Raw genomic sequence first — 9,593 nt, 5'->3', positions numbered from 1 at the left:
GTTCCGGCAGCGCTATCCGCGGGTGCGGCTGGACGAGACGCGAATTATCGTGCAGTCCAACGCGGTGGTCACCGCCGGCGCGGCGCTTAGCCATCTGGACCTGGCGCTGACCCTGATCCGGCGCGCCAGCCCCGAGCTGGCCAGCCTCACCGCGCGGTACCTGGTGGCGGACGCGCGCACCTCGCAGGCGGTGTACACGATCCCCGGCCACTTGGCCCACGCGGATCCGCTGGTGCACAAGTTCGAACGTTGGGCGCGGCTACGCCTGGCCGAGGGCTTCTCGCTCGACCAGACTCGCCACCAGCAAGCGCACCCTGGCGCGCCGGATGCAGCGCGTGCTCGGCAAATCACCGCTCGCCTACTTCCAGGACCTGCGGATAGAACACGTGCACCTGCTCAAGATCAGCCAAGCCAGCGTCGACCAGATCGCCGCCGAAGTCGGCTATGCCGAAGGCGCGATTCTGCGCGCGCTGCTGCGCCAGAGGCTCGGCCGCGGCGTGCGCGAAATCCGCCGCAGCTTGTAAGTCCGGATCGCCCGGCTCAGCCTACGCCCCACAGCCGCCGCGCTCATCGATGGTGTTGAAAAAAATCTGTTCTGCAACGTAAGAAACGGGGGGACGATGGTGCTCAGCATTTCCCAGAGGCGTTGCGGTGTTTCGAGCCGCTGCGTGGCAAGGAGGTGAGGACGTTGCTCAGATCGGATGCTTGTGGTCTGCGCCGAGGAAATCGTTCGCGTAGGCGTAGAGGCCGGGGCTCCCGCCGGTCACGATGAAGAGGACGTTATCCCCGGCCGCATATCGTCCGGCCGAGATGTCCGCCAGCAAGCCGGCGAACGCTTTCCCGCCGTGGACGGGGTCAAGCAGCAGGCCCTCCCGGCTTGCCATCAGCCGAACTGCCTCGACCATCGCCGGTGTTGGAACGCCATAGCCTACCCTTCCTCCCGATAATGCGGCCAAGGCGGGGCATTCAGGGGCAATGGGCGGGCTGGTGCCGGATGCGCAAAAATATGAGATAGTGCATGGCATGCCTGACGCTGCTGAAATCGATCATCACTTGCGCCGCGCCTTAATGAGCGTTCTGTGCGGCAAGCTGCTCGCGGTCCTAAGCTTTGGCCATCACATCGAAAGCATCATTGTCACCGACCATCCCTCGTTGAAAAGCGCCGCCGTCGATTTTGTCCCCGGCGGCTTTGCCAGCTTGTCGTTCGATGAGCGCGACTTTGCGGAATTCTGCGGCTATATCGCCGGGGCGCGGCTATCGGGAAGCGGCTTGAAGCCATCCGATTTTCCCGATGCCGAAAGGCTTGCCTTTGCGCGCGCCGAGAAAATCCTAGCCCGTTTTGGCGATGCGAAAATGGAACTCCTTATCGGGAAACTATGCGGCATGCGCCAGCACGGCACGCATGCCTTGCGGTCATTGACGAGTTGAAACTGATGGCCTCCAAGTTAACGATTGAAGCCGAGTTGAATATCAATGGCGTCACCAAGGGTATCCTCGCCGCGATACCCTCAAGGCGATTGCCCTTTTCGAAACGGCAGTCGCGGAATATCCGTGAATCAGGCGGTCCAGGAGGTCATCGCGCTAGCAGCCGATCAGGTGCTCGTTGGTAAAGGCGGTGTTCGTCGAGGAAAGCCGCCCGGCCTGCTGCGGCGGGTTCCGGGAACATGATTGTGTTCACTCTCGACTTGGGGATAATCCCGAAAGCGGAAGGGGGCAATGACCGCTAATGGGCCCAAGGACTCTTGGGAAGTACCTTTCTCAAACAGCAAAAAGCGCCAGGAAGCCTGGCGCTTGCTTGTTCCTGCATGATTAAGGACTGTTATCTGACCTGCAGATTGTCGTAACCCTCTCGCCATCATCCACCTCTTCAAAGCGGAGTTCAATCAGCTTCGCGGCCCTCCGTCACATCACAATCGATTCATTGATCATAGGAGCTTACCGATACGCTCGACCTCGATAGATCTGAAAAAACCAACTGAGGGACGTTGTTTCTTATCCGATTTCAAATACTCGTCGCACAACCCCTTGTGGATGTCGATGTATTCCGCGGCATCGGACGGGAGGAGCTCGTGGCGTCGCTTTATGATGCCGTATGCGTCGAGCCCGTTTGCGATCGTGATCGGCAGGCGCACAATGTTTTTTCGCTTGGATGCCTTCTGCCGAAATCGTGCTCGGCAAGACCGCGACCATGCCCACCTCGCGAACGAGGCGCAGTGTTGGACGTACTCTCGATGAGGTTGCCGAGCTTCTTGCACCCGCGGCTTCAGCGTGCCACGGGCCGAACACCCGGACCGTTCTAGTCCTTCATCGGCTCGCCGAGCGTATGCATGAGGCGGTTCGCCCAGCCGAAAATGGCGGAGGACAGAACAAGGTCGAGACGCTCCAGCTCGTCGAGCCCGACGTCGGCCAGCGCCTGCGCGTCCGCTGACGTCGCCTCGGGCGGCGTGGTCGACAGCCGTGCCGAGAAGTCGAAGATCGCCTGGAGGTGGTCGTCGAGCGTTGCCTCGAGACCGTCGGCGAACACGGCTTCGATGACGTCCGTGCGTTTCGTCAGGTTGTTGAACCGCGAGGCGTGCACGGCGGCGCAGTAGACGCAGCGATTGACGACGGACGCCGCGACGGCGCCCAGCTCGCGCTCGCTCGCTGCCAGCCCGTCCTGACCGTACATGATCAGGTTAAACAGGGGCGAGCGGACCGCGAGCGACTCGGGGTCGTGCGCGAGCGTGAGGACATAGGTAGAGATGCCCTTGTTGGACGGCGTCACCTGCATCGCCGCTCGCTGCTCGTCGGTCGCAGTCGCAAGATCGACCGGAACGACGTAGGGCTGCCAGCGCGGCACTGTGGTCGTGAAGGTGTGGACGACGTCGCTCATTGAATTCCTCCGATCAGCGCCATACCCGCAATGACGCGCACCTGGTAGTTGACGAAGGCCGCGAGCTCCGAGAGCCGGACTATGTCAGCGTCGGTTACGCCAACCTCGCGCAACGCGTCCACATGGGAGCGCGTGGCCTCGCGTGGCGCGACCGTGAGCCGATCTGCATGACGGACGATCTCCCCGGTACGCCGGTCCGTCACGTTTGTGTCGGGTTTGGCGAGCGAGGCCGTCGCCGGTTCGTCGGCGCGGGCGACCAGGGTGTCATAGTGGCTTGCGAGCGCCTCGTTGCGGTTAAGACGCGCCATACGCGCGGCAAGCGCGGCCCTTAGGCCGTGAGTCAGGCCACCGGGATCGCGCGGCAGAAGGACGGCGTCGTGGGCAGCTTGGCTGAGGCGCAAGATCTCAGCGCGTTTCTCCATGGCTTGGGCGAGCGCGGAGCCCGGCGTTGCGGAGACTAGGGTTTCGATGAGTGTCAAAAACAAACTCCTCGGTACATCAGCAGGCATGTAACCTAGGTAGGCGCGCCACCTTATCATGTCAATTAGGAATGAGAGGCCGCGGTTGATGCGGAATAATTATCTATTTCCGATCGCCAAGAGAGAATTCTCATGCTTTACTGACATGAAGGAGAGTGTTTGATGTCCATTATGCATTCTAACTCTTTTGATATCCGACAACTTGAAGCCTTTGCCGCGGTGATGTCCGCCGGCAGCGTGACCGGGGCGGCACGGCTGCTTGGCCGATCGCAGCCGGCGGTCACCAGGCTCATTCAGGACCTGGAAGCCGATATCGGCTATCCGCTGTTGCACCGGAGCGGGCCGCGCATCACTCCGACCTCGCGCGGCGTACTCTTTCACGCCGTGGTGGAGCGCCATCTCGCCAGCTTGGCCCACATCCGCGAGCGGGCGAACGCCATCGGTCTCGACGAACCGTCGACGCTGACGATCGCGGCCACACCGTCGCTTGCGGCCGGCGTTCTGCCGCAGGCGATCGCTGCGGTCGCGCCAGACCTGCTTCCGCGCCATCTTCATGTGCAGGCGCTGGCGGCCGAGAACGTCGTGCAGGCCGTACTCGCCCGCTCGGCGGATTTTGGGATCGCAAGCCTGCCGCTAGAACATCCCGGCCTGGATGTGCACTGGGTCGCCGATGCACCGTGCGTCGTCGCCTTGGGCGCGAGCGATCCGCTCGCCGGCCAGGACGTTGTGCGGCTCGCCGATCTTGCCGAACGCCGCATCATCACCCTGGCGAACCCCTACCGCCTGCGACACCGGGTGGACGAGGCCCTTGAACGGGCGGGCGTGACGCCGCAACGGATTATCGACGTCAACGCCTCGATGACGGCTCTCACGATGGTGCGGGCCGGACTTGGGGTCGCCATCGTCGAGCCCGCGACCGTCTGCGGCGTTCCGCTCGAGGGCATCGTGATGCGCGTGCTCGACCACACGATCCCCTTCCTGTTCGGCGCAATTTCGCCTGCCGCGCGACCGCTTACGCCGACCGTCGCCGCCGTAATCGAAGCGGCGCTGGCGGTGGCGTTGGCGATGCCCGGTTGTCGCCTACATGACTCGAGCCGGGCCGAGGCATTGGCCGACACCGTATACGGGCGGACCTCGCTGCCCGAGGGAGTGCAGTCATGAGCGACATGTCCACGTTTCCGAACGGACTCGACGCCCTCGAGGCGCGCCTGCGGCAGGATCTCGCCTGGCTGGAACTTCCGGCCAAAGCCTGGGTGCCGCCCCGCGTCGTCGACGGGCATCGCGTTGTCGACGCCGTCATCATCGGCGCGGGCATGGCCGGGCTTGTCGCGTCGGCCATGCTGAAGCGGCTCGGTGTCGCCAATCACATCGTCCTCGACAAGGCGCCCGCCGGTCGGGAGGGCCCTTGGGTCACCTTCGCGCGGATGCGGACCCTTCGCTCTCCCAAGCAACTGACCGGGCCGGCGATGGGGGTGCCGGCGCTCACCTTCCGCGCCTACTACGAAGCGCTGCATGGGCATGACGCATGGGTCGCCCTCGAAAAGGCGCCGCGCGAGACATGGATGGACTACCTGGTCTGGTATCGGCGCGTTCTCGACCTGCCGGTACGCAACGCGACGACCGTCGACGCGATCCTCACGCGCGGGGACGGCCTGCTCGACGTCGTTTGCCGTCAGGAGGACCGGACCGAAACGACGATCGCGCGCCACGTCGTGCTCGCAACCGGCCGCGACGGTCTCGGCGGCCCCTTCGTGCCTCCTATCGCCGACGAGATAGATCCGAAGTTCTGGGCCCATTCCGCCGATGCGATCGATTTCGCCGCGCTGCGCGGCAAGCGCGTCGCAGTCGTTGGAGCCGGGGCTTCGGCGATGGACAACGCCGCCACCGCACTCGAGGCCGGGGTGGCTCGGCTCGACATGTTCGTGCGCCGGACGGACTTGCCACGGATCAACAAGTTCACCGGCATCGGCAGCCAGGGCGTGGTGCACGGTTTTGCCGGTCTGCCCGACAACTGGAAGTGGCGCTTTGTCGATTACGCGATGCGCGCCCAGACCCCGCCGCCCCGCGCCAGCGTTCTGCGGGTCAGCGCGTTCCCGCAGGCTCACCTCCACTTGGGAAGCCCGATCACCGCGCTGGCGCAGGACGACGATCATCTCGTGGTGACGACGCCAAAAGGCCGCCATTCGGTCGACTTCCTGATCTTCGGCACCGGCTTCAAGGTCGATCTGACAAGCCGGCCGGAACTCGCCGCCGTCGCATCCCACATCCGCCTCTGGCGCGACCGCTTCCCCGTGCCGGCGGACATGCGCAACGGCGAACTCGAAGGCTCGCCCGACCTTGGAGATGCGTTCGAGTTTCTCGAAGCCGAGCCCGGCGCCTGCCCGGCGCTGGCGAAAATACACTGCTTCAATTTTCCTGCCACGCTGAGCCACGGCAAGCTCACGGGCGACATTCCCGCCATCAGCGAAGGCGCCGACCGGCTCGCGCGCGGCATCGTGAGGGCGCTCTTCGTCGCCGACCGCGAGCGCCATTTCGCCGATCTCAAAGCGTTCGACACGCCAGAACTCCTCGGAGACGAATGGGCGGACGCCGACGCCCGAGAGGAGGTGAGCGATGCCACCTGACATTTTTCGAACCATCGACCTCGCCTTCGAAAGGACACCGACCGGAAATGCTTGAGCTCAAAGATTTAAAGCTGTCCTACGGAAACACGCAGATCTTGAACGGCGTCAATCTCTCGGTGAAACGCGGTGACGTGGTTTCGATCATCGGCCCTAGTGGTACCGGCAAGACCACGCTGCTGAAGTGCATCAACTACCTGGTCAAGCCGGCGTCTGGAACCATCACGTTCGATCAGATTCGGATGGACTACCAGCGTGCGGATAAGACCGCAGTCCAGGCGATTCGGCTCCGGACAGCTATGGTCTTCCAGCAATTCAACGTCTTCAAGAACATGACGGTCATTCAGAACGTGATGGATCCACTCGTGGTGGTGCAGCGCAAATCCAAGGACGAGGCGCGTGAAATCGCCCGGCGGGAACTTGAACGAGTGGGCCTCTCCGACAAGCTGGACAACTATCCGTCCCAGCTCTCGGGTGGCCAGCTCCAGCGAACCGGTATCGCGCGTGCGCTGGCGGTCCGGCCGGATGTGATGCTCTTCGACGAACCCACCTCGTCGCTGGATCCCGAACTCGTCGGCGAGGTTCTGAAGGTGATCAAAGACGTCACGTCGTCGGGAATTACCTCACTCCTCGTTACCCACGAGATGCAGTTCGCAAAGAGCATCTCGAACCGCATCGTCTTCATGGACCGGGGTGTCGTCGCCGCCGAAGGCACCCCGACCGAGATTTTCGACTCGCCTTCGAATCCGCGCCTTGCCCAATTCCTCAATTCCGAGCTTGCACTCCAGTAGAGAAAGGATGCCTGAAATGTCTTCTATCAGATCATCATCGTACCGTCGGTTCGGCCTTGCCGTAGCCGGTGTCGCAATCGCCCTTGCAACCGCGGGCGTATCGTATGGCCAGAACTCCCTCCGGACGATCAAGATCGCGACGGCGGCAGAATCCAAACCGCTGTCGTGGGGCGCTATCGGCGTTGAGCCGCAAGGGTACGAGCCCGACGTCCTTAAGGCTATCAACGCAAAGCTGCCCCAGTACAAGTTCGAAATGGAAGGCGCTGCGGACATCGCGCAGGAGACCGGCCTCGCCACTGGGAAGTACGACATGGCTTCCGGCGGCTACTACAAGGCGCCAGCGCGCGAAAAGCAGTTCCTCATTCCGGACAACCCAATGGGGGCAAGTCTGATAAAGATCTATAGTCGCAAGGACAGCAACATCAACGAGATGAAGGATCTGGTCGGCAAGAACATCGTGCCTGTCACGGCCGGCGGCGGCATCTACAAGTTTGCCACCCAATGGCAGGAGCAGAACCCGGACTACAAGATCGAGATCACCGCGTCGAGCGCCGGCGTCCCCTACCCGGATCGCCTGAAGGAAGTCCAGAGCGGCAAGTACGACGCGCTGGTTCTGCCGTCGAACCTTGGCGAGCAGACCGTGATCGACAATCAGAAGCTCGACATCAAGGCGTCCGAGCCGGTCGCCATCAACAACACCTACCTCCTGATTCACAAGTCGGAGGAGAACAAGGCCCTGCTCGACGACGTGAACAGGGTGCTCAAGGAGCTGAAGGACGACGGCACGCTAGGCAAGATTTCGCAGAAGTGGTTCGGCGAGGACGTCACGACCTACATCAAGTAGCCAAAGCTCGCCCAAGACCGGGTCTCTGCATGCCGGCGACCATGGCTGAAACCGCAAGAAGGAGTGTTCCAAGGTGGACCTTTCCAAAATGATCCCCGAGCTGCTCTCGGCATTGCCGCTGACGCTCGCGATCACGTTTACAGCCATAATCGTCGGCTTCTGCCTGGCTCTGATCGCGACGACGTTCCGGGTTCGCAGGGTACCAGTGATCAGTCAACTGGCCGATCTCTACGTGTCCTATGCCCGGAGTGTCCCCGTCGTGCTCCAGTTGTTCGTCGCGTTCTACGGGCTTCCCTTGCTGGTAGGCCTGTTCGGCGTCGAAGATTTCCTGTCGCCCACGGTAGCTGCGATGATGGGGCTCAGCCTTTATCACGGGGGCTATCTGTCCGAGGTCATGCGGCCGGCATACCTGGCCGTCGATCGTGGTCAGCATGACGCGGCGGACAGTCTGGGGTATACCTTCCGACAGAAGCTAACTCGCGTCCTGAGCCCACAGGCGGTGCACATCGCATTGCCCGGCTACGGAAACTCCATCATCTACTTGATCCACAATGTTGCGCTAGTCATGTACATCGGCGCGGCGGACGTGATGGCGACCGCGCACCTCGTCATGGAGCGGGACTACAACCAGTACCAGTTCGAAACCTATCTCGTGCTGGCGGTAATCTATGCGCTGCTGTGCCTGATCGCGTGGCTCGTCGTGCGCTTCTTCGAACTTCGCTCATCGAAGTTCGCGCCGAAAGCGGCGCCCGCCAAGACCACGATCATGGCAAGCTTCTGATCAAGAGAGGGTCACCACATGTTCGATATCGAAGTCTTGCTCCCGGACCTTTGGAGCATCCTGGGCGCGGTGCCCGTGACGCTCGCCATGGCGCTGGCGATTTTTGTCTTCTCCACGATCATCGGCAGCCTGTTTGCAATGATCGAATATCGGCGGATACCCGTGCTGCGGGAATTCGTCGTGGCCTACAAGGTCGCCTTCAAGGGCGTGCCGATGGTGATCGTGATCTTCCTCGCGTACTACGGCCTTCCCCCGGCACTCCAGTTCCTGGCCTCGCTGATCGGGGTAGAGTTCAACGGTCACGCGACGCCGAACTGGGTCACGCTCATCGTCGCGTTGACCGCTTGCGTCGCCGCGTTCCAGGCAGAGGTCGTGAAGGGCGCCCTAAACTCCTTTGACACCGGCCAGGCAGACGCGGCCTACTCGTTGGGCTACAAGCGCAGCCAACTGTTCCGACGGGTCATGCTGCCCCAGGTGATCGTCGCGGCGATTCCGGACCTCGCGAACTCGTTCATGGTGATCATGAAGGCGCTATCTCTTGGGTTTGCCATCGAGGTTGTCGATATCTTTGCCCAGTCCCAGTTGACCGCCGCGCTGAACTTCTACTACCTCGAAGCCTTTGTGATTGCCGTCGTGATCTACATGGTGATCGCCTACACTGTCACACATATCGCCGACAGGATGGAAGCGACCCTTAGGGTGCGGACCTAAGGGTAGCCTCGACGCAACTCTCTAGAGCGGAAACCGTTCAAGTGCCTCGTAGCCTGCGGCAGCGAAGTAGGGACACCTGGCGGGCAGCGGACAGGCGGCCCTTAGCTTGCGTCATGCCGCCCCCGGGGCCGACCGTTGCCCGACGCCGGTTCGCCGGCACAGCTATCTCATAGGCAATCGGAAAGCCGCATATGGCGGCCGACGACGCGGCGGGAAGTCCAGCAGGTGCTTAGCGCCGCCAAGCGCTACGAGCTGCCCGAGCGGCAGAAGGGCGAGCGCTGCGGGCCGCTTGGATCAGTGGCGACCGACGTGCTTGAGTATTTCGTCAAGCTGATCGACTTTCGCACCGGCCGGCTTGAGCCGTCGATAGAAACGGTCATGGGCAAGACGCCGTGGTGCGGGCGCAGTTGGCTGGGGATGGGCGGAAAGAGTCCACCCGGAGGACGTCGCATTCAAGGTGAGGAGCTGGCTCGAAAATCTCGAAACTGAAAATC

The 9,593-nt window shown here is 62.4% G+C and carries 13 protein-coding genes; 9 read left to right on the top strand and 4 right to left on the bottom strand.

Going from position 1 to position 9,593, the window contains the following annotated elements; translation table 11 throughout:
• Positions 1–220, bottom strand: a 220-nt coding sequence (locus AAAC48_RS02160; RefSeq protein ID WP_340652595.1) for a hypothetical protein, incomplete at its 3' end; no start/stop codon positions are given.
• Positions 221–326: 106 nt separating this feature from the next.
• Here AAAC48_RS02160 and AAAC48_RS02155 point away from each other — a divergent pair.
• Positions 327–524: a helix-turn-helix domain-containing protein gene (locus AAAC48_RS02155; protein WP_340652594.1), complete on the top strand. Its 198-nt coding sequence runs from the start codon at positions 327–329 to the stop codon at positions 522–524.
• Positions 525–692: 168 nt separating this feature from the next.
• On the opposite strand, the gene AAAC48_RS02150 is transcribed toward AAAC48_RS02155, so the two are convergent.
• Positions 693–1,025: a pyridoxal-phosphate dependent enzyme gene (locus AAAC48_RS02150; protein ID WP_340652593.1), complete on the bottom strand. Its 333-nt coding sequence runs from the start codon at positions 1,023–1,025 to the stop codon at positions 693–695.
• Here AAAC48_RS02150 and AAAC48_RS02145 point away from each other — a divergent pair.
• Positions 1,024–1,428, top strand: a complete 405-nt coding sequence (locus AAAC48_RS02145; protein WP_340652592.1) for a hypothetical protein — start codon at positions 1,024–1,026, stop codon at positions 1,426–1,428. The two genes, AAAC48_RS02150 and AAAC48_RS02145, sit on opposite strands and share 2 nt — an antisense overlap.
• An 868-nt stretch (positions 1,429–2,296) precedes the next feature.
• Here AAAC48_RS02145 and AAAC48_RS02140 read toward each other — a convergent pair.
• Both AAAC48_RS02140 and AAAC48_RS02135 read right to left on the bottom strand, forming a co-directional pair.
• Positions 2,297–2,872: a peroxidase-related enzyme gene (locus AAAC48_RS02140; protein ID WP_340652591.1), complete on the bottom strand. Its 576-nt coding sequence runs from the start codon at positions 2,870–2,872 to the stop codon at positions 2,297–2,299.
• The gene (locus AAAC48_RS02135) at positions 2,869–3,351 is read right to left on the bottom strand and encodes a hypothetical protein (protein WP_340652590.1); all 483 of its coding nucleotides are present in this window, start codon (positions 3,349–3,351) and stop codon (positions 2,869–2,871) included. Before AAAC48_RS02135 ends, AAAC48_RS02140 begins: the two co-directional genes overlap by 4 nt.
• Before the next feature lie 162 nt (positions 3,352–3,513).
• On the opposite strand from AAAC48_RS02135, the gene AAAC48_RS02130 reads away from it, so the two are divergent.
• From AAAC48_RS02130 to AAAC48_RS02100, 7 genes are all read left to right on the top strand, one after another.
• Positions 3,514–4,512, top strand: a complete 999-nt coding sequence (locus AAAC48_RS02130; RefSeq protein WP_340652589.1) for a LysR family transcriptional regulator — start codon at positions 3,514–3,516, stop codon at positions 4,510–4,512.
• On the top strand, positions 4,509–5,975 hold the full coding sequence (locus AAAC48_RS02125; protein WP_340652588.1) for an NAD(P)/FAD-dependent oxidoreductase: 1,467 nt from the start codon (positions 4,509–4,511) through the stop codon (positions 5,973–5,975). The genes AAAC48_RS02130 and AAAC48_RS02125 overlap by 4 nt, the downstream gene beginning before the upstream one ends.
• Before the next feature lie 47 nt (positions 5,976–6,022).
• A complete protein-coding gene (locus AAAC48_RS02120; RefSeq protein WP_340652587.1) occupies positions 6,023–6,763 on the top strand; it encodes an amino acid ABC transporter ATP-binding protein in 741 nt (246 codons plus the stop codon).
• 16 nt (positions 6,764–6,779) lie between these two features.
• Entirely contained in the window at positions 6,780–7,607 is an 828-nt protein-coding gene (locus AAAC48_RS02115) for an amino acid ABC transporter substrate-binding protein (RefSeq protein WP_340652586.1), read from the top strand.
• A gap of 73 nt (positions 7,608–7,680) precedes the next feature.
• Positions 7,681–8,388: an amino acid ABC transporter permease gene (locus AAAC48_RS02110; protein WP_340652585.1), complete on the top strand. Its 708-nt coding sequence runs from the start codon at positions 7,681–7,683 to the stop codon at positions 8,386–8,388.
• An 18-nt stretch (positions 8,389–8,406) separates the two neighbouring features.
• Positions 8,407–9,099, top strand: coding sequence for an amino acid ABC transporter permease (locus AAAC48_RS02105; protein WP_340652584.1), 693 nt, complete (start codon positions 8,407–8,409; stop codon positions 9,097–9,099).
• 135 nt (positions 9,100–9,234) lie between these two features.
• Positions 9,235–9,588, top strand: coding sequence for a hypothetical protein (locus tag AAAC48_RS02100; protein WP_340652583.1), 354 nt, complete (start codon positions 9,235–9,237; stop codon positions 9,586–9,588).
• The last annotated feature ends 5 nt before the right edge of the window (positions 9,589–9,593 follow it).

This window comes from Phyllobacterium sp., from assembly GCF_037994405.1.
GTDB lineage: Bacteria > Pseudomonadota > Alphaproteobacteria > Rhizobiales > Rhizobiaceae > Phyllobacterium.
Note: the sequence above shows the minus strand (reverse complement) of the source record. Positions and strands in the feature narration are given on the sequence as shown.

Excerpts from the sequence above, each read along its gene's own strand:
- AAAC48_RS02130 (WP_340652589.1), top strand. The coding sequence starts at position 3,514 with ATGTCCATTATGCATTCTAACTCTTTTGATATCCGACAACTTGAAGCC.
- AAAC48_RS02105 (WP_340652584.1), top strand. The coding sequence starts at position 8,407 with ATGTTCGATATCGAAGTCTTGCTCCCGGACCTTTGGAGCATCCTGGGC.
- AAAC48_RS02155 (WP_340652594.1), top strand. The coding sequence starts at position 327 with ATGCAGCGCGTGCTCGGCAAATCACCGCTCGCCTACTTCCAGGACCTG.
- AAAC48_RS02145 (WP_340652592.1), top strand. The coding sequence starts at position 1,024 with ATGCCTGACGCTGCTGAAATCGATCATCACTTGCGCCGCGCCTTAATG.
- AAAC48_RS02115 (WP_340652586.1), top strand. The coding sequence starts at position 6,780 with ATGTCTTCTATCAGATCATCATCGTACCGTCGGTTCGGCCTTGCCGTA.
- AAAC48_RS02150 (WP_340652593.1), bottom strand. The coding sequence starts at position 1,025 with ATGCCATGCACTATCTCATATTTTTGCGCATCCGGCACCAGCCCGCCC.
- AAAC48_RS02125 (WP_340652588.1), top strand. The coding sequence starts at position 4,509 with ATGAGCGACATGTCCACGTTTCCGAACGGACTCGACGCCCTCGAGGCG.
- AAAC48_RS02140 (WP_340652591.1), bottom strand. The coding sequence starts at position 2,872 with ATGAGCGACGTCGTCCACACCTTCACGACCACAGTGCCGCGCTGGCAG.
- AAAC48_RS02120 (WP_340652587.1), top strand. The coding sequence starts at position 6,023 with ATGCTTGAGCTCAAAGATTTAAAGCTGTCCTACGGAAACACGCAGATC.